The organism is Mixta hanseatica, from assembly GCF_023517775.1.
Taxonomy (GTDB): Bacteria; Pseudomonadota; Gammaproteobacteria; order Enterobacterales; family Enterobacteriaceae; genus Mixta; species Mixta hanseatica.
Genome location: NZ_CP082904.1, coordinates 1,081,678 through 1,106,022 on the forward strand (window position 1 = coordinate 1,081,678; position 24,345 = coordinate 1,106,022).

At 52.4% G+C, this 24,345-nt stretch carries 23 protein-coding genes and 1 pseudogene; 12 read left to right on the forward strand and 12 right to left on the reverse strand.

Going from position 1 to position 24,345, the window contains the following annotated elements:
- Positions 1-324 precede the first annotated feature (324 nt).
- From K6958_RS05195 to lysC, 4 genes and pseudogenes are all read right to left on the reverse strand, one after another.
- Positions 325-771: pseudogene (locus K6958_RS05195) on the reverse strand (site-specific integrase); the annotation flags it as partial.
- Positions 772-862: 91 nt separating this feature from the next.
- On the reverse strand, positions 863-1,183 hold the full coding sequence (locus tag K6958_RS05200; protein ID WP_249893661.1) for a contact-dependent growth inhibition system immunity protein: 321 nt from the start codon (positions 1,181-1,183) through the stop codon (positions 863-865).
- A gap of 4 nt (positions 1,184-1,187) precedes the next feature.
- Positions 1,188-1,286 carry a hypothetical protein gene (locus tag K6958_RS21230; RefSeq protein ID WP_350355812.1) on the reverse strand — a complete coding sequence of 33 codons (99 nt, stop codon included), beginning with the start codon at positions 1,284-1,286 and terminating at the stop codon, positions 1,188-1,190.
- A gap of 748 nt (positions 1,287-2,034) precedes the next feature.
- Complete coding sequence (gene lysC, locus K6958_RS05205) at positions 2,035-3,396, reverse strand: lysine-sensitive aspartokinase 3 (RefSeq protein WP_249893662.1); 1,362 nt, start codon at positions 3,394-3,396, stop codon at positions 2,035-2,037.
- Positions 3,397-4,018: 622 nt separating this feature from the next.
- Here lysC and K6958_RS05210 point away from each other — a divergent pair.
- From K6958_RS05210 to K6958_RS05220, 3 genes are all read left to right on the forward strand, one after another.
- Positions 4,019-5,404 carry a diaminobutyrate--2-oxoglutarate transaminase gene (locus K6958_RS05210; protein WP_249893663.1) on the forward strand — a complete coding sequence of 462 codons (1,386 nt, stop codon included), beginning with the start codon at positions 4,019-4,021 and terminating at the stop codon, positions 5,402-5,404.
- Between the two features lie 17 nt (positions 5,405-5,421).
- Positions 5,422-6,885, forward strand: a complete 1,464-nt coding sequence (locus K6958_RS05215; RefSeq protein WP_249893664.1) for a pyridoxal phosphate-dependent decarboxylase family protein — start codon at positions 5,422-5,424, stop codon at positions 6,883-6,885.
- Positions 6,886-7,421: 536 nt separating this feature from the next.
- On the forward strand, positions 7,422-8,975 hold the full coding sequence (locus K6958_RS05220) for a peptide MFS transporter (protein WP_249893665.1): 1,554 nt from the start codon (positions 7,422-7,424) through the stop codon (positions 8,973-8,975).
- Positions 8,976-9,201: 226 nt separating this feature from the next.
- Here the strand turns inward: K6958_RS05220 and K6958_RS05225 are convergent, their stop codons facing one another.
- From K6958_RS05225 to K6958_RS05240, 4 genes are all read right to left on the reverse strand, one after another.
- Positions 9,202-9,549: a hypothetical protein gene (locus tag K6958_RS05225; protein ID WP_249893666.1), complete on the reverse strand. Its 348-nt coding sequence runs from the start codon at positions 9,547-9,549 to the stop codon at positions 9,202-9,204.
- Entirely contained in the window at positions 9,549-10,325 is a 777-nt protein-coding gene (locus tag K6958_RS05230) for a hypothetical protein (protein ID WP_491562431.1), read from the reverse strand. The genes K6958_RS05225 and K6958_RS05230 overlap by 1 nt, the downstream gene beginning before the upstream one ends.
- 21 nt (positions 10,326-10,346) lie before the next feature.
- Positions 10,347-10,700, reverse strand: coding sequence for a DUF8093 domain-containing protein (locus tag K6958_RS05235; protein ID WP_249893668.1), 354 nt, complete (start codon positions 10,698-10,700; stop codon positions 10,347-10,349).
- Between the two features lie 103 nt (positions 10,701-10,803).
- Entirely contained in the window at positions 10,804-11,811 is a 1,008-nt protein-coding gene (locus K6958_RS05240; RefSeq protein ID WP_249893669.1) for a LacI family DNA-binding transcriptional regulator, read from the reverse strand.
- Positions 11,812-12,005: 194 nt separating this feature from the next.
- Here K6958_RS05240 and K6958_RS05245 point away from each other — a divergent pair, with 194 nt between their 5' ends.
- The 5 genes from K6958_RS05245 to K6958_RS05265 are packed head-to-tail and all read left to right on the forward strand — an operon-like array spanning position 12,006 to position 16,308.
- Complete coding sequence (locus K6958_RS05245; protein ID WP_249893670.1) at positions 12,006-13,754, forward strand: class I mannose-6-phosphate isomerase; 1,749 nt, start codon at positions 12,006-12,008, stop codon at positions 13,752-13,754.
- Between the two features lie 4 nt (positions 13,755-13,758).
- Entirely contained in the window at positions 13,759-14,184 is a 426-nt protein-coding gene (locus K6958_RS05250) for a PTS sugar transporter subunit IIA (RefSeq protein ID WP_249893671.1), read from the forward strand.
- A 9-nt stretch (positions 14,185-14,193) separates the two neighbouring features.
- Positions 14,194-14,688: a PTS sugar transporter subunit IIB gene (locus K6958_RS05255; RefSeq protein WP_249893672.1), complete on the forward strand. Its 495-nt coding sequence runs from the start codon at positions 14,194-14,196 to the stop codon at positions 14,686-14,688.
- Between the two features lie 10 nt (positions 14,689-14,698).
- The gene (locus K6958_RS05260; RefSeq protein ID WP_249893673.1) at positions 14,699-15,490 is read left to right on the forward strand and encodes a PTS mannose/fructose/sorbose/N-acetylgalactosamine transporter subunit IIC; all 792 of its coding nucleotides are present in this window, start codon (positions 14,699-14,701) and stop codon (positions 15,488-15,490) included.
- Positions 15,490-16,308, forward strand: coding sequence for a PTS system mannose/fructose/sorbose family transporter subunit IID (locus K6958_RS05265; RefSeq protein WP_249893674.1), 819 nt, complete (start codon positions 15,490-15,492; stop codon positions 16,306-16,308). Before K6958_RS05260 ends, K6958_RS05265 begins: the two co-directional genes overlap by 1 nt.
- Positions 16,309-16,458: 150 nt before the next feature.
- Here the strand turns inward: K6958_RS05265 and K6958_RS05270 are convergent, their stop codons facing one another.
- Positions 16,459-16,635, reverse strand: coding sequence for an SDR family oxidoreductase (locus K6958_RS05270; RefSeq protein WP_249893675.1), 177 nt, complete (start codon positions 16,633-16,635; stop codon positions 16,459-16,461).
- Position 16,636: 1 nt separating this feature from the next.
- On the opposite strand from K6958_RS05270, the gene K6958_RS05275 reads away from it, so the two are divergent.
- Both K6958_RS05275 and K6958_RS05280 read left to right on the forward strand, forming a co-directional pair.
- Positions 16,637-16,834: a hypothetical protein gene (locus K6958_RS05275; protein WP_249893676.1), complete on the forward strand. Its 198-nt coding sequence runs from the start codon at positions 16,637-16,639 to the stop codon at positions 16,832-16,834.
- 54 nt (positions 16,835-16,888) lie between these two features.
- Positions 16,889-18,238, forward strand: coding sequence for an esterase-like activity of phytase family protein (locus tag K6958_RS05280; protein ID WP_249893677.1), 1,350 nt, complete (start codon positions 16,889-16,891; stop codon positions 18,236-18,238).
- Between the two features lie 66 nt (positions 18,239-18,304).
- Here K6958_RS05280 and K6958_RS05285 read toward each other — a convergent pair whose 3' ends face one another.
- A complete protein-coding gene (locus K6958_RS05285; protein WP_249893678.1) occupies positions 18,305-19,198 on the reverse strand; it encodes a LysR family transcriptional regulator in 894 nt (297 codons plus the stop codon).
- A 231-nt stretch (positions 19,199-19,429) separates the two neighbouring features.
- On the opposite strand from K6958_RS05285, the gene K6958_RS05290 reads away from it, so the two are divergent.
- Together K6958_RS05290 and K6958_RS05295 are read left to right on the forward strand one after the other, a co-directional pair.
- Positions 19,430-20,626, forward strand: a complete 1,197-nt coding sequence (locus K6958_RS05290) for an MFS transporter (RefSeq protein ID WP_249893679.1) — start codon at positions 19,430-19,432, stop codon at positions 20,624-20,626.
- Between the two features lie 10 nt (positions 20,627-20,636).
- Entirely contained in the window at positions 20,637-21,665 is a 1,029-nt protein-coding gene (locus K6958_RS05295; RefSeq protein WP_249893680.1) for an alpha/beta hydrolase, read from the forward strand.
- 61 nt (positions 21,666-21,726) lie between these two features.
- On the opposite strand, the gene K6958_RS05300 is transcribed toward K6958_RS05295, so the two are convergent.
- Both K6958_RS05300 and K6958_RS05305 read right to left on the reverse strand, forming a co-directional pair.
- A complete protein-coding gene (locus K6958_RS05300) occupies positions 21,727-22,227 on the reverse strand; it encodes a 4Fe-4S dicluster domain-containing protein (protein ID WP_249893681.1) in 501 nt (166 codons plus the stop codon).
- Positions 22,224-24,179, reverse strand: a complete 1,956-nt coding sequence (locus K6958_RS05305) for an FAD-dependent oxidoreductase (protein ID WP_249893682.1) — start codon at positions 24,177-24,179, stop codon at positions 22,224-22,226. The genes K6958_RS05300 and K6958_RS05305 overlap by 4 nt, the downstream gene beginning before the upstream one ends.
- Positions 24,180-24,345 lie beyond the last annotated feature (166 nt).

A 24,345-nucleotide genomic window follows, 5' to 3' on the forward strand; every position in this document is an offset into this window, starting at 1 on the left:
CGTAGTGGTAAAAAAGCCCCGGCAACGTGGCAGAGATACGCCGCGCTATTCTGAGCAGGCTACAGGGTCGGTGAGAGGGCAGGCTAGCCTGGATGGGCAACTAATACCAATTTCAGCATAAGAAAGTCAGCATGCTCACCTGAGACAAATTTGGGACATGCAGGGCTTAGTGACCTTTGCCAGAGCTTTGCATGTTTTCGCATCGTGGGACGTGTGAGCGCGGCAGAATGCGGTAAGTTACTGTGTTAAAAGGTCATTCTTATAATTCGTAATGCGAAGGTCGTAGGTTCGACTCCTATTATCGGCACCATTTCAATCAACGCCTTACGCTATATTCACCAGATCAGCAAATCCACCTTGTGTCATTTTTGTGTCATTACTCCCCAAAAACGAGTCGATTTGCATCGCGTGCTGGGTTAGGTGGCTGGGTGCCAGGTGAGCATAACGCTGTACCATTTCGATGCTTTCCCAACCGCCCATCTCCTGAAGTGCTGAAAGCGGAACCCCCGACTGCACAAGCCAGCTCGCCCATGTATTGCGAAGGTCATGGAACCGGAAGTTTTCAATCCCTGCTCGCCTTAACGCTGCCCTCCATGCCGTGTTAGCATCAACACGCATCTTCCTGACAGATTGTGTTCTGGTTCCATCCGGCCGCACCGAAGATTCCGTATGAACGAATACCCAGCGGTTGTGTTTCCCAACCTGATCGCGAAGTATCTTGCAGGCCGTGTCATTAAGGGCGACCCCAATCGCCCTGCCTGCTTTAGCGTCTTAGATTTCTGGCGTAGCGTTACTCACCTGTCGCGCGATCGGCTGCCTGTTAACATTGTATCGAGGCGGTTTGTATACGGGTGCAAATGATTTAAGGCAACGTGCGCAGTACCCGCTGCAGGAAACTGCGCCACGTTTCACCCCAGGGCTCTGGGGAAAACTGATTTTCCGCCAGTAGCTTCATGTGCGCTATCAGCTCGTTGTCATCTTCTGTTTTCAACATCTCAGTAATTTCGTTTTTTAACCACCGCGTTGCATTCTCGCCGTTATCACAATAGCTTTGAACGACCTCTTCAATAGTTTCACCGAAAATATCACGATCCTGACCAAAATATGTTTGCGTCAGGGTGATAAGAGATGCGTTTTTCCGTTTAAAAGCTTTTATTTTTAGTTTATTCCATAATGTTTGCATGTCATTAATTCAGAAATGGATACGATGTTAAAATAAAATACGGTTTTTCATTGTATTTTACCCCCTTTAACACTATCCGAACGTGGCTGACAGTCCACCTAATCTGACTGCCCTGGCGAAATCCATAGCCTACTTTTGTCCCGGCATTCCAGGTGTTCTAGACATCTTCCCGCTGTAGCACATTTAAAGGTTTTAATTTTATTTTCTTTATATACATATCGTTATGTGAAAAATTGACGTTTTTACGCGATGTGTTGAAGTGGGAGGTAATTTATTCTGAATGGTTATTACCTGGGAGGCAGGTAAATCAGTAGTGTCTTTGGCTTACTTCACGTAGAAAGCCTTAGGGCGGCAGGCTTGGCATCTTATAGTATATATATTATGCACGGCATCATACTTAATGCGGTTGTTTCTAATTTTGAATATGAATATCACGCCTTTGTTCTACTTTCCAGCATTATTAGCATTATTAGCATTATTAGCATTATTAGCATTATTAGCATTATTAGCATTATTAGCATTATTAGCCGCAATCCTCAAAATATTCACCAGGGTGCGCCAGCGACCGCCTGTACCCTTCTTTAGATCTGCACGGAAAAGTGAGAATCATGGATAGTAAAATATATTCAGATGCTGGACATCTACATATATTAAGCAAATGCGTCTGCATAACCTTAGCATATGTACATACAATGCATCTAATGAGGGGCTGCAGCATGAGTTCCCTCCGCTCAGCCCACTGAATATCTCCCCTGGCACAACACCGCGCGATATAGCGGCGCATGGTGGTCCGTTTTACCCCATGCGCCCACTATCTTGCCCACGCTAACTATTGCGCATGTCGAGCAACGTTATGCTAACAGCTTGCGGTGTAACGCTTTGACCGCGCTCTCTGCGAATTCTGCCGGCAGCAGGAAACACAGCGTATGGCTGGAGGCGCCGTGGCAAATCATACGCACCGGATGCTGTTCCAGTTCAGCAAAAACTTCTTTGCACACTGCCGGGGAATGAGAGAGCGCATTGCCAATCAGCGAAACAAGCGCCAGCCCGGTCTCGATTTCAACACGGCAGTGCGACGACAACTCGCTAAGCAGCGCGGTATTCAGCGTATCGGCCTCGCCTGACGTTGAACTGGTGGCATTGAGGATCAGCGCGATACTCGTTTCTGAGATGGTCACCAGATCGGTCGCCATTTCGTGACGCGACAGAATGCCAAATATTTCCGCTAAAAAGCGGGGCGTCGGCTGCGCGTTAATGCTGGATAATTTTAACAGTGTCTGCTGGCGGCGCACGGCCAGGGCGCGATAACGCGACGCCTCCGGCACGTCGCGGCAAACCAGCGTACCGCCCGCGGATGGATTGTTGCTGGCGCCGACAAAAACCGGAATGTTTTTGCGCATTGCAGGCAGCAGCGTGGCCGGATGCAGCACTTTGGCGCCAAAAGTCGCCATTTCGCTGGCTTCGGAGAACGAGAGGGTATCAATCCGTCTCGCCTCGGCGACGATCCGCGGATCGGTGGTATAGATCCCGGCGACATCGGTCCAGATATCCACGCGTGAAGCCTGTAGCGCCTCTGCCAGCAGGGAAGCGGTGTAATCACTGCCGCCGCGACCGAGCGTGGTGGTTTGCTCAGCCGTATCGCTGCCGATAAAGCCCTGGGTTACTACCAACGCCTGTTCAATTCGCGGGCGTAAATGTTTTTCTGACAGCTCCGCGATGGCGCTTATCGCCGGTACTGCGCAGCCAAACGTATCATCGGTACGAATGACTTTACGGGCATCAAACCATTGCGTCTCCATACCCTGTTCGCGCAAAACTTCCACAAACAGCAGGGAAGACATCAGCTCCCCATGACTAACTAACTCATCGCACAGCGAGTCTGAACGGGAATCGACAGCCTTTTCAGCCAGGCGGCCAATATTGTCGAGCAGATGGTCGATCGCCTGACTAACGGCTTCCGGCTGTTTCAGACGTGAAATAATGTTGTATTGCAGGGCGCGTAGGGTGTCAATTTTGTCCAGCCGTATGCGGCTTTCCAGACCGGAAGCGAGTTCGACTAACAAATTAGTGACGCCTGCGGAAGCAGACAAGACAACCAAACGAACGTTTTTATCAGCAAGGACGAGGGTGGCGCTACGGCTCATCGCGTCAAAGTTAGCAACACTGGTTCCGCCAAACTTGGCAACGATGATGTGTGGATAAATGCGAGTCATAACAATCTCATATCAGGGCGCCATACTCATATGGCATGAAAATTTTCATTCTCGGCATAAGGGAAGCGGACTTCACCTTACGAAATGTCCGCCCGCGAACATTTCTGGGTAAAACTCAGGAGTTTGCTCCTGCTGTCGATAACCTGTATCGCCACTTACGGGTTAACGGGTTTGATGAGTATTAATGGTTAAATAGCGTTTCCTTTTTTCGTTTGAGGATGCTTAAGGCGGGCATAGTAAGTGAATAAATCCGCTGAATCGATATTTTTCCTTAACATTTATGATAAGCCAGTGTGAAATATCATTATTTTTTTGGCGTGCTGCTTACAGGATTTTCTTTTAATAACATTAATGCAACATAAAAAGCCAGAAATGTTAAAGCATAGCGTTGTATACAATCCAGCCACTCATCGCTTTGCACAAAATTGGTTACAATTCATGCCGTACAAATCCACTGTGAAATATTTTTTACCTTTGATTTTAAAGCAAATGGCATAAAAACCCACACAAAATATAAGATTGAGTACGCGGCAGAAAAAACATATATTAGCCGCGTTTTTTTTACCCCCCTTAAACCTTTATTCAACCCGGTGTTAAAACAACCCCAGGTTGTAGGAGAGATATGATGACGGATAAAGTCCGTATTGATTCTTTGAGTGCTAATTCATTACCGCAAAGCAATGAGTCCTTTTTAGCCAGACAGGCTGAGTTTGAATCCAACGTCAGAAGCTATCCACGTAAATTGCCGTTAGCGATCGCTAAAGCGCAGGGCGTCTGGCTAACTGATGTTGAAAATAAACAATATCTTGACTGTCTTGCGGGCGCCGGCACGCTGGCGCTGGGTCATAATCATCCTGATGTGATTCAGAGCATCCAAAGCGTCATTACCAGTGGCTTACCGTTACATACGCTTGACCTGACTACGCCATTAAAAGATGAGTTCTCCGCTTATCTGCTCTCGCTGTTGCCGAATCAGGGCAAAGAATATTGCCTGCAATTCACCGGGCCTTCCGGCGCGGATGCTGTTGAAGCAGCGCTGAAGCTGGCAAAAAAAGCGACCGGACGTTCCGGCGTGATCAGCTTCTCCGGCGGTTATCACGGCATGACGCATGGCGCGCTTTCCGTAACCGGTAACCTGTCGCCGAAAGAAGCGGTTGACGGCATGATGCCGGAAGTACAGTTTATGCCTTATCCGCACCAGTACCGTTGCCCGCTGGGCATCGGCGGCGAAGCCGGTGTGAAAGCGCTGACCTACTATTTTGAAAACCTGATCAATGACGTTGAAAGCGGCGTGCGTAAACCGGCTGCCGTTATTCTGGAAGCCGTGCAGGGCGAAGGTGGCGTAAACCCGGCGCCGGTTGAGTGGCTGCAGCGCATCCGTAAAGTGACTCAGGAACACGGCATTCTGCTGATTCTTGACGAAGTGCAGGCAGGCTTTGCCCGTACCGGCAAGCTGTTCGCCTTCGAACACGCCGGCATCGAACCGGACATCATTGTAATGTCCAAAGCGGTAGGCGGCGGTTTACCGTTGGCGGTGCTGGGCATTAAAAAACAGTTCGACGCCTGGGCGCCGGGCCATCACACCGGTACGTTCCGCGGCAACCAACTGGCGATGGCTACCGGCCTCACCACGCTTAAGATCCTGAAAGAAGAACGCATTGCCGATAAAGTCACTGAACAGGGCGAATGGCTGAAAGGCAAACTGGCTGAAATGCAAAAACGTTTCCCGGTTATCGGTCACGTACGCGGTCTGGGCTTAATGATTGGTATTGAGATCGTTAAACCGCACGAAGCGCAGGATCATATGGGTTGTTACCCGGCAGACGGCGAACTCTCTGCGCTGTTGCAGAAAAAATGTTTCGAAGCGGGTCTGATCCTTGAACGCGGCGGCCGTGGCGGTTGCGTACTGCGTCTGCTGCCATCACTGCTTATCAGCAACGCCGAGCTGGAAATTTTCCTCGATAAGTTTGAAACCGCGCTGCTGAATGCTGGCGTGAAGCCTGTTTAATCGGAGCAAATGAACCAATGTCTGATTTAAATCCGATTCTCTCTGGTTCCGCGCAGAGTATTGCCGCCTATCAGGAAGCAATTGAACAGAGCACAAAAGCAGTGGTGCAATGGCTTCAGCAGCCTGAGATGTATCAGGGCAAAAGCGTTGAGGAATTACGTGAGCGCATCAATTTAGAATTTAGTTCTCAGGGCCTGGGCAATCAGGCCGCCATTGAACGCGCCGTTGAGTATTTCCTCAAAGACAGCTTGTCCGTACATCATCCGCAGTGTGTGGCGCATCTGCATTGTCCGAGTCTGGTTATTAGCCAGGCAGCAGAAGTGCTGATCAATGCCACCAACCAGAGCATGGACTCCTGGGATCAGAGCCCGTCGGCGACCATTATTGAGATGAAGCTGATTGAGTGGCTGCGTGAGCAGGTTGGTTACCCGGCGGGCGACGCCGGGGTTTTCACCAGCGGCGGTACGCAAAGCAACCTGATGGGCTTGATGCTGGCGCGTGATGCCTTTTTCGCGCGTCAGGGCCATTCCGTTCAGCTGGACGGTTTGACCGGCGATCTCAGCAAAATTAAAGTGTTATGTTCTGAAAACGCGCACTTTTCTGTGCAAAAGAACATGGCGCTGATGGGGCTGGGTTACCGGTCCGTGACGCTGGTAAAAACCGATGAATTCTCGCGTATGGATCTTAACGATCTGACGGAGAAGCTGGCACAGGCGAAAGCCAATGGCGAACAGGTAATGGCAATTGTCGCCACCGCAGGCACCACCGATGCGGGCGCGATCGATCCGTTAGCTGAAATCGCCGCGCTGGCGGCTGAGCAGCAGATTTGGGTGCATGTGGATGCGGCCTGGGGCGGCGCGTTACTGCTTTCTGAAAAGTATCGTCACTTCCTGAATGGTCTGGAACTTGCGGACTCCGTCACGCTGGACTTCCACAAGCAGTTCTTCCAGACCATCAGCTGTGGCGCGTTCCTGCTGAAAGATGCGCATCATTATCAGTTAATGCGTTACCAGGCGGCGTACCTGAACTCTGATTTTGATGAAGAGCATGGCGTGCCGAACCTGGTGTCGAAGTCGCTGCAAACCACGCGTCGTTTCGATGCCCTTAAACTGTGGATGGGCCTGGAAGCGCTGGGTAAAAAGCAGTACGCCGAAATCATTGATAACGGCGTAACGCTGGCGCAGCAGGTGGCGCAGTTTGTTGCTGAGCAACCGCAGCTGGAGCTGGTGATGCAGCCGCAACTGGCCAGCGTTCTGTTCCGTTTCCGCCCGGAAAACGGCGACACCGCAGCGGTGGCGCTGCTGAATCAGCGTATCGGTGATGCGTTGCTGGCCTCCGGCAGCGCCAACGTTGGCGTAACGGAAGCTGACGGTGTGACCTGTCTGAAAATGACGCTGCTCAATCCCACCGTTTGCCTGGAGGATGTGAAAGTTCTGCTGGCGAGCGTGATAGCCTGTGGGCAGCAGTTGCAGAACGCCTGATTGCCGCAGCTATGAAAAAAGCCGACGACAGCGCTGTCGTCGGCTTTTTTATTTCTACATAAGGCTAAAAGAACAGGCTTGCGGATATAGCCCACGGTCAAGCTCATTATTTGCACTGCCTTGAGCCAGCATTTCGTACCCGCTTCCTTTAACTTTCTTCTTTAACGCTATTTTTACCGCTCATCCCTCTCAGTAACGTTTTCCCCTGTATTTATAAATAATTTGTTGCTGGCTCACAGGCTATGCCGCATTGCTAATGGCACCTTAACCCTATGTTTAAAAAGGATTATGCCTCATGCGACCGAATATGGCATGGTGTCAATGATTATCCGGTTTTTACCGACTCAAAATCTGATAAAGTAGACGCTTGTCGACTTTTTATCTTAAAGTTTTGAAGATCACACTAGAAAAAACTAGCATCCCGTTGCTAAACGGTTAAATACTTTTTACCGAATGTAAAAACACGACCGGATAGATAAACGGTCGACATGCATTCAGCACATGCAGGCACTATGTCATACCTTTTGGGAGAATTTATGCGTTCCTCTGTTCATACAAATGAAAGCCGGACTTTCTTCGGCCATCCTTATCCGCTGGGCTCGCTGTTCTTCACGGAAATGTGGGAGCGCTTCTCGTTTTACGGCATTCGTCCGTTATTAATTCTGTTTATGGCTTCAGCCGTTTACGACGGTGGAATGGGGCTGGCGCGTGAAAATGCCTCGGCGATTGTGGGCATCTTTGCCGGCAGTATGTACCTGGCCGCGCTGCCGGGCGGCTGGCTGGCGGATAACTGGCTGGGTCAGCAGAGAGCGGTTTGGTACGGCTCAATACTGATTGCGCTTGGTCATCTGTCGATCGCGCTCTCTGCCGTTATGGGCGACAACCTGTTTTTTATCGGCCTGATGTTTATCGTGTTGGGATCCGGTTTGTTCAAAACCTGTATCTCCGTGATGGTAGGAACGCTGTATAAGAAAGGTGATGCGCGTCGCGACGGCGGCTTCTCGCTGTTTTATATGGGCATCAATATGGGCTCGTTCATCGCACCGCTAATATCCGGCTGGCTGATTAAATCTCACGGCTGGCACTGGGGCTTTGGTATCGGCGGCATCGGGATGTTGGTGGCGTTGGTGATTTTCCGCCTGTTCGCCGTTCCGGCGATGAAACGTTATGACAGCGAAGTCGGTCTGGATTCCACCTGGAACAGTCCGGTGATGAAAAAGAACGGCGTAGGCGCATGGCTGCTGGTGCTGACGGCTGGCGTCGCCATCGTCACTACGCTGATTGCGCTGGGCGTAATTGTGATCAACCCGGTCGCGGTCGCCAGCATGCTGGTGTATGTGATTGCAGCTTCGGTGGTGCTCTATTTTGTTTATCTGTTCCTGTTCGCGGCGCTGAGCAGAAAAGAGCGCGCCCGCCTGCTGGTCTGTTTTATCCTGCTGGTGTCTGCCGCTTTCTTCTGGTCTGCATTCGAGCAAAAGCCGACTTCGTTTAATCTGTTCGCTAATGACTACACCAACCGCATGGCCGGTGATTTTGAAATTCCGGCGGTATGGTTCCAGTCAATTAACGCGCTGTTTATTATTCTGCTGGCGCCGGTGTTTAGCTGGGCATGGCCGATGCTGGCGCGGAAAAATATCCGCCCGAGCAGCATTACCAAATTCGTTATCGGTATTTTGTTCGCTGCCGTGGGCTTTGGTCTGATGAAGATGGCGGCGCAGGATGTGCTGAATAACGGCGGAGCAGGCGTATCGCCGCTGTGGCTGGTGGGCAGCATCCTGATGCTGACGCTGGGCGAGCTATGCCTGAGCCCGATTGGCCTGGCGACCATGACGCTGCTGGCGCCGGAAAGAATGCGTGGCCAGATGATGGGGCTGTGGTTTTGCGCCAGTGCGCTGGGTAACCTGGCGGCAGGCCTGATCGGCGGTCACGTGAAAGCCGATCAGCTGGATATGCTGCCCGATCTCTTCGCGCGTTGTTCCATCGCGCTGCTGATCTGCGCAGCGGTGCTGTTCTTACTGATTGTTCCGGTGCGTCGCATGCTGGAAAACGCTCAGGTTAAGCATGACCAAAAACCGGTAACCAACGCCTGACAGGCAGTATTTACCTTCCCCAAACCGGCGTTAACGCGCCGGTTTATCCAGCCTTTAGTCATCTCAGCATCGCAGATAACATCCTGGCTGGCCGCTGTGAGCTTGCTATTTTAATAGTTCAAATTTTAACAGGTGGCTTTTTGTAGATATTTTTATCTCCTGGTAAAAATTAATTTTATTCTTCATGAGAACTCACCTGATTTACCAACAATGCTAATACGCTAAGTTATCTAATCAAAGTGCTACTTTTTATTGATATTTCCGGGCTGATGCGTATCTCAATTTTATTGACAAGTGTATCAGTAACCACCTCAATGTATAAGTATTCACCAACTTTATCATCTTTTATCATGAAAGAATCAACGTCAATGGAATTATAAAGGAATTCATAATCGCTTAACATTAAAGTATACTGAATCCAACCTTCGACAACGCTAAATGAGAAATTGAGGCTAATTCCTTTTTTATCTTTGGCAGTATATAAATAACTTATGTTATCCCGATTAAATGAGGCGGGTTCGCTTTCAAAAAAAGAGAGCAATGCAATTTCATCAGGTTTCTTTTCTATGAACATTATTTGGCGCCTCCATTTTTTGGGATAGTGGTGATAAATCTGCGAGTACCATCACTCATAACTTCAAAAGTGCTTTCAAATGTTGTTGCTTTACCTGAAGGCCCCATGAAAAAAGATTCTCTTAGTTCGAAATTACCATATTTGTCTGAGTATTTCTTCAAGATATTTCCAGGTTCTTTTGTTATGTTTGTAAAATGTTCAGCAAGTATTGAATGTCCATTAAGATCATTAGTTACACCTAGCCTCTTCATTTCCAAAGCAAGCTGATTTGTACGGTCTAGTATATGGCTATTACCTGAAGCTTTCCCAAATAGATAGTTAAATTTGTTGAGGTTAATAACGGAATTTGGTATCGCCTGTGTTATAAGGTATTTTTTATCTGAGGGAATCAATCCAGCAGCTCTGTTACTTGTTACTTCCAAATCTGCCGCTTCTATCGCACTTTTCCCGGCCCCAATATTTATCCTTCCCAGGGTTAAGCCCGCCGCTATCGAGGCGCCAGCAATCAGTAGACCTTTTATCTGATCAGAGGACATCTGGTCATAACCGGCGGGCGCATCGCCTCCCAGCTGTTCAGCGGTTTTTTTGAAATCCTCAGGATTGCCATGGTATATCCCACCGGCTGCCAGTAGCTGGCCGGCGGCTTTGCTGTTGATAGTGCTAAGCGGAGTAGGCTGCGTTACCGCAGTTAGCTGGGCCGGTAAAACGGTAGGGCGTGGTTTTCCGCCTCTGTTGCTATAGTCTCGCCGGGCAACGGACCTTTTATATTCACGAATAACGTCTTGCGCGCCGCCATACTAAAAACTTAAGGGCGAGCAACAAACTAAATCACCGTTGCCGTCGATATAAAACAGCCCACCAGCAGAAAAATAAACGCTGCCGAGCATCACCACTTCACCTCTATATACCATCCGTTTTAATTTACTCCGCTCGTGCGGTCCCTGCGGCGGTTGCTGATGGGTATAGCCGTTAAAGTCGCGTTTGCGCATATTGATAAGCTGGTAACCCGATGACCAGCGATCGTCAAAAACGTATTCACTATCAATGTGTGACCAGGCGAGCGATGGGCTAATAATTAGCTCAAACTTTTCCGGATCAAGATTATCCCGTGGCAGATAATAGAGGGAGGTGTCCGGCAGGCTGAGGCTCATACACCCTGTCCTTATGGTTAGATAATTTGCCTCATTTTATGGAACCACCTGGAAATCGATCAGGTCTGTGTATTCAACAAGTTATTAATAAAAGGAAAAACCATCACTTAAAACCGCAGGATTCACGCACCACCAGCTTTGGCGGTAAAATAATGTGTTTTGGCGGCCCATCATATCTCTGAATCCGGCTGAGCAGCAGCTCGCCCGCCTGGCGGCCAATCTCTTTCGCCGTGACGGAAACGGTAGTGAGCGCGGGCTGTACCAGTGACGCCTCGGTAATATCATCAAACCCCACCAGCGCAAAGTCTTTGCCCGCCACGCGGTCCATTTTGCGCAGCGTTTGCATGACGCCCAACGCAACCACATCCTGATAGCAGACTGCTGCGGTAATCTCCGGGTAACGCTTAAATAGCGCCCCAGCCACGCGTGCGCTGTCTCCCTGACTGGCCAGCGAAGGAACCACCCAACTGCTGTCAGGCTGAATACGATGCTCAAGCAATTTACTGCTGTAGCCGCCGATTCGCTGAGCGCGGCTGGCAGAGTTTTCACTGCCGCCAATAAAGGCAATATGACGATGGCCCAGCCGCAGCAAATGTTGAGTGGCAAGCTGAGCGCCAAGAAAGTTATCGGTGCCAACAAAATCAAAATCGGCATCATCCATCGGACGAACCACCATAATGGCGGGAATATTACGTCGCTTAAGGGTTTCAAAAAACAGCGACGGGGTTTCCTTTGCGGCGCACAGCACCATGCCGCAGGCGTTATTACGCATCAGGGAATCGACAAACTTTTGTTGCCGCTCGACCGACTCTTCACTGTTGGCAAGGAACAGCAGCAGATCGTGGCGCTCCATTTCCTGACTCAGCCCTGCAGTCATTTCTCCGTAAAATGGGTTGGTAATGTCATGCAGTAGCAGGCCAACCTGATTACTGGTGCGATTACGCAGATTAGCGGCGGTCTGGTTATAGACATAGCCCGACTCATCAAGCGCCTTCATTACCCGCTGACGCGTGGCGTCTGAAATGCGTCCCCGGTTGCGTAATACCATTGAAACCGTTGCGGTTGATACGCCAGCGCGTTCAGCAACCTGCGCCAGAGTGACGGAAGCCATCTTATCTCCTTGTTTATCCATTCCCTGTTTAGATTAATCGAATAACCTAAAAATGACAGATTTTCTTGTGAAAGCCCTCACAGACAGGCGACATAACCCCGCTTTTTTTGCGGTTATGTCGGGTTGATCGCGTTTATCACTCTGTTCAAATTCGGTTAATCGATTAATCTAGACCAACCAAAAAGGAGGGGCGTATGAAAGATGAAAGATACGATAAATATCCCGAAGTGCGGGTAAAGGGATTTGATAATCATGCCTGGCGCGGCTGGTCGGTGGTGCAGCGTGCGGTGGCTGAATGCCTGCCGAAACAGCATAAAACCGTACTGGTCATTGACTGTTATCCGGGCGTTCGCCTGGATGAGCTGCATCAGCAACTCATTTGCGGGCTGAATCCGGCGCTAATTATTAACGCCGAAACGGCCCGACACAGCGAAGAATCTCTCCATGATTTACTGGCCGATAATCTGACAGACGACCGCGTATTTGGCGTTCTTTCCTGTCATCAGCTCCCTGCGTTTTTTTGTCCCGACCGGCTGGCGGCATTACAACGCGAAGTGGAAGCGGTAACGGCAGGGCTGGTGGTGGTGTATGGCCCCGGCGCCGCGCTGGTGCATCCGGGCGATAGGCTGATTTATGCCGATTTGGCGCGTTGGGAAATTCAGCAGCGCTTTCGCAGCGGTGAAGCAGGCAACTGGGGTGCAAATAATCAGCAGGAAGATATCCTGCGTCGTTATAAACGCGCGTTTTTTATTGAGTGGCGGGTGTTTGATCGTCATAAAACGTCGTTGCTCAGGCGCGCTGATTTCCTGCTAGATACCAATCAACAAAACGATCCAGCATTGGTGAACGGCGTCGCCTTGCGCCATGGTCTGGAACAAACCGTCCAACAGCCGTTTCGCGTCGTTCCCTTTTTTGATCCCGGCGTCTGGGGCGGGCAGTGGATGAAAGATAAGTTCAATCTGGATGCTTCCCAGCCCAATTACGCCTGGGGTTTTGACTGTGTGCCCGAAGAGAACAGCCTGTTGCTGCGTTTCGGCGATGTGCGGCTTGAGATCCCTTCGCAAGATCTGGTACTGCTCTATCCGCGTCCGTTGCTGGGCGAAAAGGTACATGCCCGCTTTGGTGCAGAATTCCCGATCCGCTTTGATTTTTTGGATACCGTCGGCGGCCAGAATCTAAGTTTTCAGGTCCATCCTCTGACTGAATATATCCAGCAGCATTTTGGCATGCACTACACCCAGGACGAAAGTTACTACTTGCTGGAGGCCGAACCAGGCGCAGAAGTCTACCTTGGCATCAAAACCGGTATCGATCCACAGGAAATGCTCAATGATCTCGCCAGCGCCCAACGTGGAGAAAAGGCATTTGCAGACGAGAAATTCGTTAATCGCTTCCCGGCACGTAAACACGATCACTTTCTGATCCCTGCGGGTACCGTACACTGCGCCGGCGCCGGCACCGTGGTGCTGGAAATCAGCGCCACACCGTACATTTTCACCTTTAAATTATGGGACTGGGGGCGCCTGGGCATGGATGGATTACCGCGTCCGGTACACCTGGAACACGGTGCTCAGGTTATTGACTGGCAACGGGATACGCAATGGGTAACCCGTCATCTGGTAAACCAGGTTGAGCCGGTTGCCGAAGGCGACGGCTGGCGTGAAGAGCGCACCGGTTTGCATGAGCGTGAATTTATCGAAACCCGCCGTCACTGGTTCTGTAAACCGGTTACTCACCATACGCAGGGCGGCGTAAACGTTCTCAACCTGATTGAAGGCCATGAAGCGCTGGTCGAAAGCCCTAATCAGGCTTTTGAACCCTTTGTGGTGCGCTATGCGGAAACTTTCATTGTTCCGGCGGCAGTCGGGGAATATCGCATTTCACCTTACGGCAGTAGCGTTGGTCAGCAGCTCGCCACCATAAAAGCCTGGGTAAGAGGATAATCATATGATCACTGTCATTCTGGCAACGCACGGCCCATTGGCGGAAGCGCTGCTTAGCAGCGCCCGTATGGTCTACGGCGAGCTGCCGCATGTTTTTCCGGTGATGCTTAGCGAAACCAAAGGTATTAATGATTTTCGCGACGAGTTCGCCGGCGTGCTTCATCAGGCGCGTAAAGGCGCTGATGGCGTACTGGTGCTGTGTGATTTGCAAAGCGGCACCCCCTGGAATGTTGCTTGCCACCATGCGTTCGATCCGGCAACTACTCCGCCAATGGCGGTGCTGAGCGGCGTTAACTTTCCAATGCTGCTGCTCAGTGACGAACTGAAAGATCTTGATATTGAGCATGCAGCCCGTGAGCTGCTGGACCAGGCGAGAAACGCAGTAGTGCAGGCCCGTCTGGTTGAAACTCAACAATCTGATGATTTTTAAGGGGCAACGATGAGCATTTCCTTTGTACGTATTGACGATCGGGTTATCCACGGTCAGCTGGTTACCCGCTGGGCCAAAGAATTACCGTGCGATGGCATTATCGCTATCGACGATGCGGTGGCAGCCGATCCACTACTCTCTTCGGTGATGAAAGGCGCAGTACAGGATATTAAAGTGTGGTTGTTCGATACCGCCACGGCGATAGAAAAACTGCCGAAAATCATCGCCAGCGAGAAGCGCTACTTTGTTATCGGTGAGTCGCCGGTTACGTTACGACGCATTGAAGAGGCTGGGATCAGCCTGCAAAACACTCACCGCAAAATTAACGTCGGGCCGATGAGCGCTCGCGCCAACACCACCACTATCGGACCCAATCAGGCCGTCAGCGCTGAGGAGGCTGCCGCCTTCGACTACCTGGCGCAAAACGGCCATCAGGTTGAGTTTCGTCTGGTGCCGGATGCCAGCGCTTACCACTGGCAGGACGCCCGACAAAAAATAAAATAAGGAGCCCATTATGGCTTTTGAAGCGATGTTAATCGGCGTTCTCTGCTATCTGGGATCGCTGAGTAGCCCCTGGCTGCTCGGCGTGACCGGTGGCTGGTATCTGATTACCCGTCCGCTGGTCTCGGGCATGCTGGTGGGGTTGATCCTCGGTGATATGCAAACCGGGATCGTGATCGGCGTGGCAGTACAGGCGGTCTATATTGCGATGGTTACGCCCGGCGGATCGATGCCGGCGGATCTAAACTTTGTCGCCTTTCCTGCTATTGCGTTAGGGATCTTATCCGGTAAAGGCGTCGAGGTGGCCGTGGCGCTGGCTGCGACGATCGGGATTGCCGGTACAGTGCTGTTTAATGCGATGCTGGTACTGAACTCATGGTGGAACCACCGTGCCGATAAGGCGCTGGAAAAGGGCGACGCGCGCGGCGTTTATCTCAACAGCGCTATCTGGCCGCAGGCAACTAATTTTCTTATGCGGTTTGTGCCCACCTTTATCGCCGTTTATTTTGGCGCGCAGTATATCAGCGCTTTTATGGACAGCCTGCCACCGGTGATGCTGTCGACCATGAATGTGCTGGGCGGCATTTTGCCCGCGGTGGGTATCGCTATCCTGTTAAAGCAAATTATCAAAAATTACAGCATGCTGATCTACTTTCTGGTGGGCTTTATCTGCATCGTATTCCTGAAGTTGAATATGGTGGCGCTGGTAATAGTCGGTGCGCTGCTGGCGCTTATTCACTACAACTATAAGCCGGAGCCGCAGGTGGCAAGCGTCACAAAGCCGGTTGATGAGGATGAATTCTAATGGAAGAACGTAAACTGACCCGCCGGGATTTGCGCCGCTGCTGGCGTAGCTGGATGATGTACAACCTTTCGTCTATGAGTTTTGAACGCCTCGCATCCTTTGGCTTTTGCCTGAGCATGCTGCCCGTGGCAAAGAAGCTCTATCCCGATATGCAACAAAGAAAAGAAATGCTCAAGCGTCACGCCTCATTCTACAACACCGAACCACAGATTGGCGCCATCGTTAACGGTATGGTGTTGGGACTGGAGGAGAAGCGCGCCAACGGCGAACCTGTTGATGGGGAAACGATCAATACCCTGAAAGTTGGGCTGATGGGGCCGGTGGCCGGAATTGGCGACTCGATGATCCCGGGAATGTTAATCCCGATCCTGCTCAGTATTGGTATGGCGCTGGCGGCTGGCGGCAATATTCTTGGGCCGCTGTTTTACAGCATTGCCTGGCTGGCGATTATCATTCCCGGTTCCTGGTTTCTGTTTCTCAAAGGCTACCGTATGGGATCGACATCCGTCGAAATGTTGGTGAGTAGCAAATCAACCCGACTGAGAGAAGCGCTATCGCTGCTTGGCGTGTTTGTGATGGGCGGCGTGGCGGCAAGTTATGTCAAGCTGGATACCGGGCTGGAGTTCGTGACCAAAGATGGAGTGAACATTCATCTACAGCAAATGCTCGATGGTATTTTTCCGCAGCTGCTGCCGTTGATCGTGGTGATAGGTACCTGGTATTTGATGGCTAAACGCGGGCTGTCGCCGGTAAAAGCGATGTTACTGCTGTTGTTGCTGGCTGCGGCTGGCGTAGCGGTAGGGTTGTTTACGGGCTAATCCTGCGTTTGGTTGTCACCGTTTTAATGAAATATCTTTCAGCAACGCGAGTGAACATCCTGATTTCGCTCGCGTTCAGTTAATCAAACTTAACCTGCCTGTATTTCCTGCTGAAAAACATTAATCGGACAACCTTAGACGCCGGTGGCGTTAGATCCCCAGTCCGCCAGCAACATTTAAAGTCTCGCCGGTAATATAGCCAGCATGAGGGCCAGCAAGGAAGCAGATGGTTTCTGCCACTTCTTCCAGCGTAGCAATGCGTCGAATAGGATGCATATCCAGAATCGCTTCACGATCCGGCAGCTCACCCGCCACATCCGACGCCATAATGCCCGCGCGTTTTCAACAGGCGAAAAACGAGGGCGATCTTTCTGAAAGCGCGCAACCAGATGTGCTTGCGGCCTTTATGATAACCGTTACCCAGGGAATCGCGGTACAGGCCAAAGCCGGGGCGAAACGTGAATTACTGGAAGCGGTAGCGGAACAGGCAATGGCCTGCTGGCCAGCCGACCCGGCCTTGTCATAAATCCTTCATCAATTACTCTTATAACAGGCTCTTTCCTGTTACGGATGTAAGCTGATGAAAAGTAAATCTCTTGCCTTATGCGTTTCTCTTTTCCCGCTCTATGCCAGCGCGGTGCAGCCGCAAATTGAACGCTACGTGGTGGCCTTTCCTCAGGGCGACCGCGTAGCTTTGCGGCGCGCGTCAGTCAGCGAGTTCCCCAACGGTCTGCCGGTGGGTGTCGGCTCGGGCCTGCATTTTCTGCGTAAAGAGGGCGGCGATCTGCTGTTCGCTACCCTGACCGATCGCGGTCCGAATGCTGATGCGCCTAAAACCGGCAAACGCGAGTCCAAAATTTTTGTCAGCCCGAACTATACGCCCTTGCTGATGACCATCCGGGTGGGCAGCGGCAAGGCTAATGCCATAGATGCGCATCCGCTACATGACGAACAGGGCAACATCAGCGGCCTGCCGTTGCCGGAAGGTTTTATCGGTGCGACTAATGAAGCGGCGCTTAACGAATCTTTACAGCTGCTTGGCAGTGATAAGCGCGGGCTGGATACGGAAGGCATTACCTCGGATGGCAACGGCGGCTACTGGATCTGTGATGAGTACGGTCCGTTTATCGCCCATATCAGCGCCGACGGCAAAATTCTGCAAAAGTATGGCCCGCAGGCGGAGGCTGGCGAGCAGGGCATCGCCGGGGGGCTACCGAATATCGTGAAGTGGCGCCAGCCTAACCGTGGTTTTGAAGGACTAACGCGCATGCCGGATGGCCGGATTATCGCTGCGGTGCAAAGTACGCTGGATATCGACGGCAAAAGCAAAAACAGCGCCCGCTTTACCCGTCTGGTCAGTTTCGATCCGGCAACGGGCAAAACCGCCAGCTATGGCTATCCCATTGATATCGATGCCTATAAAAAAGCGAAGGATGCGAAAGTAGGCGATATCGTCGCGCTGGATAATCAGCGCTTACTGCTGATTGAGCAGGGCGCTGATAAAGATAAAAATATGCGTAACCGCATCTATCTGGTCGATCTCAGCCAGGCCAGCGATCTGACGCCGCTCGACAAGCAGCCGCCGGAACTTAATGACGAGGCGGCGCTAAAGTCGCGCGGTGTTGTCCTTGCCAGTAAACAGCTGGTGGTCGATCTGCGTGCGCTGGGCTGGCATCAGGAGAAAGTCGAAGGCCTGGCGCTGATCGATAATAAAACTCTGGCGGTGATCAATGATAACGACTTTGGGATACGCGCTGAGCTGACCGATGCGGTATCCGGCAAAGATAAAATGGATGATTACACCACCGACGGTAAAGGGCATCTGCTGGTCAACGGCGAAGCAGTGAAAACTAAAATCGCTGTGCGGCCGTTGGATAAGCCGGAAAACGAAAACGAGCTATGGATAATTAGTCTGCCAGAGGCGTTGTAACCAGCCGCTGACTTCTATCTATATAAACCCCGGCGGCTGATGGTTATTCCAGGCCGCCGGACGCGGCTATCTTTTCCTGACCCGTAGCGCCTCTACCACCAGCGAAAAGGCCGGTGAAGGTTGTTTACGGCTGGGATAATAGAGGTAATAGCCGGGAAAAGGCCGACACCAGGGCTCCAGCACACGAATCAACCTTCCTTCCTTAATATGCTCGCCGAACTCCTCCTCCGGCAAAAAGGCGATGCCCATTCCTGCCAGCGCCGCCTGAACAATATGTTCCGAGGTGTTGAAGGTAAGCTGTCCGCTGACGCGCACGTTCAGGTCACCGCCATCCTGATCAAAATCCCACACATAGATCCCGCCCGATCGGATCATTCGCTGATTAATGCACCGGTGCTGGGTGAGATCATGCGGCGTTGCAGGAACAGGGTAACGCGCAAAATAGTCCGGCGAGGCCACCGCCGCCATCCGTAATCTGGGGCCGATGGGCACGGCGATCATATCCTTATCAATGGTATCCCCCAGCCGTACACCTGCATCGAAACGATCGGCTACGATATCGCGAAAACCATGATTGGCATCGAATTCAATATGAATATCCGGATACTCGCGCAGCAGTGGTATCAGCTTGGGCAGCAGTGTCGTATGCAGCACATTCGGGCCGCAGGTAATACGCACCGTGCCTGCGGGTTTGTCGCGCAGCGCGGTCAACATATCCAGCTCCGCTTCTATCCCGTCAATATAATTGCCGACGGTCTCTAACAGACGCTCTCCGGCAACCGTTGGCGATACGCTGCGCGTAGTACGCGTCAGCAGGCGAATTTGCATGCGTTCTTCCAGTGCGGAGATCGCCTGGCTGAGGGCGGGCTGCGTGACGCCCAGATGCGCCGCGGCCCGCGTGAAACTGCCCTCGCGCGCTACCGTGACAAAATAAAGTAGATCGTTAAGGTTACGCTTCATCCTGCCTCCTGGTAGCTCATTAATAAGCTATACTTATAAGCTCATTAAGTATTCATTAGCTAGTCAGCCTATCTCAGACGTGTAAAATTTTCATCAGTCAATCATCAAACGGCGATGTTATTTCGCCACAGCTATTTCTTAATCATTCATTTATTGACGTTATTCCCATGAATAAGGTCCGACCCCGGCTTGCCTGTAATCCGCCGGGACGATATGCGGAGGTTGTTATTTATGTCCACCCTGACAAAAGACCCGACACGTTACAAAGAACGTGCGTACTGGGGAGGCGTATTGGCCATGACGCTATGCGTCTTTGCACTGGTGGCATCAGAATTTATGCCGGTTAGCCTGCTTACGCCGATAGCAAAAGATTTGGCAATAAGCGAAGGCCAGGCGGGCCAGGGCATCGCGATTTCCGGTGCGCTGGCGGTATTAACCAGCCTGTTTATCTCAACCCTGGCCGGCAACCTGAACCGCAAGGTGTTGCTGCTGGCGATGACCGCGCTGATGGCGATTTCCGGCGCAGTTATCGCGCTTGCCTCCAGTTATCTCACCTATATGGCTGGCCGCGCGCTAATCGGCGTGGCTATTGGCGGCTTCTGGTCGCTCTCTGCCGCTACGGCGATTCGTCTGGTGCCGTCGCGCCAGGTACCGCGCGCGCTGGCGATATTTAATGGCGGTAATGCGCTGGCGACCGTGATCGCCGCTCCGCTTGGTAGCTATTTGAGCGCGGTTATCGGCTGGCGCGGCGCTTTTTTTTGCCTGGTTCCAGTCGCGGCCATCGCCTTTATCTGGCAATGCTTCAGCCTGCCGGCGATGAAGAGCGAAAGTCGCGATAAATCCAGCGGCACGGTTTTTCGTCTGTTTGCTAATCCGCTGGTAACGGTGGGGTTGGCGTCCTGCGGCCTGTTTTTTATGGGGCAGTTTTCACTGTTTACCTATGTGCGTCCGTTCCTTGAAACGGTCACGCAGGTTGATGTCACCACACTCTCTTTGATCCTACTCACCATTGGCGTGATGGGATTTATTGGCACGCTGGCTATCGGCGCATTTTTAAACCGGGGCTTTTACCGCACGCTGATCGCCATTCCTCTCCTGATGGCGGTGATTGCCGCACTGCTGATGTTTTTTGGCCATCGCGTCTGGATTGTCGCTCCGCTGCTCGGTTTGTGGGGGCTGATCGCTACCGCTGCGCCAACCGGTTGGTGGACCTGGGTTGCCAGAACGTTGCCGGATGATGCCGAGGCGGGCGGCGGGCTGATGGTGGCGGTGGTACAGCTTTCTATCGCCCTTGGCTCTACCGTTGGCGGCTTTGCCTTTGACCACAGCGGTTACCAAAGCACTTTTATTATTAGCGGCCTGCTGTTGGTTATCGCTGCCGCTCTGACTTTATTGACGTCGCGTAAAGATACCCACTCAACCCACTGAGGGCTTTTACATGAAGATATTTACCATGCTGTTAGGGCTGTTAATCAGCTCGTTTGCTGCAACAGGAGCCGATATGTCGAACGGAGCAGATAATTTTTACCAAAGCGATAAGGTTATCCGTCAAAAAGTGACCTTTAAAAACCAGTACCAGATGAATGTCACCGGCAATCTGTTTATGCCGAAAGAGATGAATCAGAACAGTAAAAACCCAGCGATTATCGTGGGGCATCCTATGGGCGCGGTAAAAGAGCAAAGCTCAAACCTGTATGCCCAGAAGCTGGCGGAGCAGGGGTTTGTCACGTTGGCTATCGATCTCTCTTTCTGGGGCGAAAGCGAAGGACAGCCGCGTAACGCCGTCTCGCCGGATATCTATGCGGAAGACTTTAGTGCCGCGGTGGATTACCTCGGCACGCGTCCCTGGATCGATCACAATCGTATCGGCGTGCTGGGCATCTGCGGCAGTGGCAGCTTTGTGATCAGCGCGGCGAAAATCGATCCACGTATGAAGGCGATCGCAACCGTCAGCATGTATGACATGGGCTCCGCTAATCGCAATGCGCTACATCACTCCTTAACCCTGGCGCAGCGTAAGCAGATCATTGCCGACGCGGCAGAGCAGCGTTATACGGAATTTACCGGCGGCGAGAAGAAATACACCAGCGGCACCGTGCATAAAATCGATGAAAACTCCTCGCCGATTGAGAAAGAGTTTTATGACTTCTATCGCACGCCGCGCGGTGAATTCACGCCGCAAGGTACCACGTCACAGCTGACCACGCATCCGACCCTGACCAGCAACGTGAAGTTTATGAATTTCTATCCGTTTAACGATATCGAGACCATTTCACCGCGTCCTGTGCTGTTTATCACCGGCGATCAAGCGCATTCGAAAGAGTTCAGCGAAGATGCCTGGAAGCGTGCCGGACAGCCGAAAGAGCTTTATATCGTGCCGGGCGCCGGTCATGTGGATCTCTATGATCGCACCGACCTGATTCCTTTTGCCAAACTGACTGCATTCTTCAAAGATAATTTGAAATAACGCTAAGGCCGCGCCTTACGGGGCGCGGCAATAAGGAGGCCCACTTCAGCTGCCGTTAACGTTACAGATGAAGCAGAAACGCAGCCTGCCCGGTCTCTTTCGCCCGTTTATCCTTTAACGCGGTCAGCTCATCCGCCCGCAACAGCTTTAGTGCAAAGGTGGGGCACACTTCCACGCAGGCCGGGCCCGCTTCACGCGCGGCGCACAGATCGCATTTGATGATTTCGGCGCTGTCGGCATTCGCTGACGCTTCAATCGAAATACAACCGAAAGGGCAGGCGACAATACAGTTCTTGCAGCCAATACAGCGCGCTGAATCAGACCGCACCCGATGTTTATCCAGACTCAGCGCCCCGGTTGGACAGGCGCTGACGCAGGGCGCATTTTCACACTGATGGCAGATTGCCGGCGCGCTGGCCAGGCTTGATTTATACACATTAAGCCGCGGAAAAAAGGCCGTCTGGTTAACGCTGCCCTGTGGTAAATGCGCCTGAGCGCAGGCAATTTCACAGGTCCGGCAGGCGATGCATCGTTGCGCATCAACAAGAATAAAGTCGGTCATAGTGCCTCCTGCATCGCTTTAAGCTTCGTTGGCTGCTGATCCAGCATGGTTAAGATATCGCGCGCCGCCTGACGGCCCGCCGCCATCGCGGTAACTACCAGATCGGCGCCGTGCACCGCATCCCCGCCGGCAAAAACTTTGCGCTGGCTGGTTCGCGTGGCAAGCCTTGCGCTGCCGCCGGTTTTAATTAATCCCCACTCATCCCGTTTTATCGCGTACCGATCCAACCAGGGCATCGCGTGCGGCCGAAACCCCAGGGCCATAATCAGCACATCAGCCGGCTGCACAAACTCAGAACCTTTTACCGGCTGCGGCCTTCTGCGGCCGTCAGGGCCGGGCTCGCCTGGCTGCGTGCGTATCAGCCTGATGCCGTTGACCCGCCCCTTACGATCGCGCTGAATATGCTGAGGCTGAACGTTAAATAAAAATTCCACGCCCTCTTCGCGCGCGTTCAACACCTCTTTTTTGGAGCCAGGCATGCTGGCCTCATCGCGCCGATAGGCGCAGGTAACGCTGGCCGCTTCGCGTCGGATAGCCGTGCGCAGGCAATCCATCGCGGTATCGCCGCCGCCCAGTACCACTACATTTTTGCCTCGCACATTAATCCAGGGATAGCGGCGGTCCTCATCCAGCCCCTTTACCTCACGGGTGCTGGCGATCAGAAACGGCAGCGCCTGCACCACGCCGGGCGCATCTTCATGTGCCAGGCCAGCCTGCAAGAAGCCGTAGGTGCCGGTAGCCAGGAAGACGGCGTCATAGTGGACCATCAGCTCGCTGAACAGAACGTCGCGGCCGATTTCGCAGTTAAGATGAAACCGGATGCCCATCGTGCTGAAGATATCGCGGCGGTGCGCCATCAGCGCTTTGTCCAGCTTGAACGGCGGAATGCCAAAGGTCAGCAGCCCGCCGATTTCCGGATGGCGATCGAACACCTCCGCCTGAATACCGGCGCGCGCCAGAATATCGGCGCAGCCTAATCCGGCCGGACCGGCGCCGATAATAGCGACTTTTTCAGCGCGCGGCGTGACCGCGCCGATGGCTGGCCGCCAGCCCATTTCAAAGGCGGTGTCGGTGATATAGCGCTCCAGGTTGCCGATGGTTACCGCGCCGCTGCGGCTTTTTAACGTACATGCTCCTTCGCAAAGGCGATCCTGTGGGCAAACCCGCCCGCAGATTTCCGGCAGGGTGCTGGTTTGGTGGCATAGCTCTGCCGCCGCAAGAATATCGCCCTGATCGACCAGGCGAATAAAATCGGGAATGGCGTTATGTAACGGGCAGGTCCAGTTACACCAGGCTTTCTGCGCGCAGTAAAGGCAGCGGCGGCTTTCCGCGCCAGCGCGCTCTGCTTCCAGCCCCCGGTAGATCTCCTGAAAATGCGTCTTGCGTTGCGCCGCATCGATTTTTAACGCGCCCTGGCGAGCGGGTTTATCCAGCAGGCGTGCGGCTAAGCCGGGCGCGGTGTTGGGTTGATCATCGCCGCAGACGGTGCGGCGTTGCCGCTGATGCCGCAGCGCCGCCAGCGTTGGGCCATCCAGCAGATGCAAAGCCTGGGTAGGGCAGTTGGCCACACAGGCTGGAGCGGCCTGATGGCCGCAGAGATCGCATTTCTGGGCGGCAGCCGTCCGATCTGGCCGGGAGACCATCTTAATCGCGCCGAAGGGGCAGGCGACCAGGCAATTTTTACAGCCGATGCAGCGCTGCTCAACCAGCTTTATCTCTCCATCGCCAAATTGCAGCGCGTCCACGGGACAGCTCGTCACACAGGGCGCGTCATTACAATGACGACAGGTTACGGCGACGCTGCTTGCTCCCTGAAACGCAACCTGAATACGCGGTATAAATGCCGAACGTTCCTCTGGCCAGAGATGATGATTATGCGCCACGACACAGGCAACTTCGCAGGCGTGACAACCGATACATTCGCGGGGATCGGCAACAATAAATTTATTCATTTACGTCCCTTATTATTATTTTCGCCATTACTCTCACGCCAGAGAGATGCAATAAACGTACGCACTCTTTCTCCGCATGCAGATTTACCTTAACTTTGTGGCGCATCTCAAACAATTTCCCCGCTTTAGCGCGCAGGCGACAAATGGATATTGTTCACTTCTCATT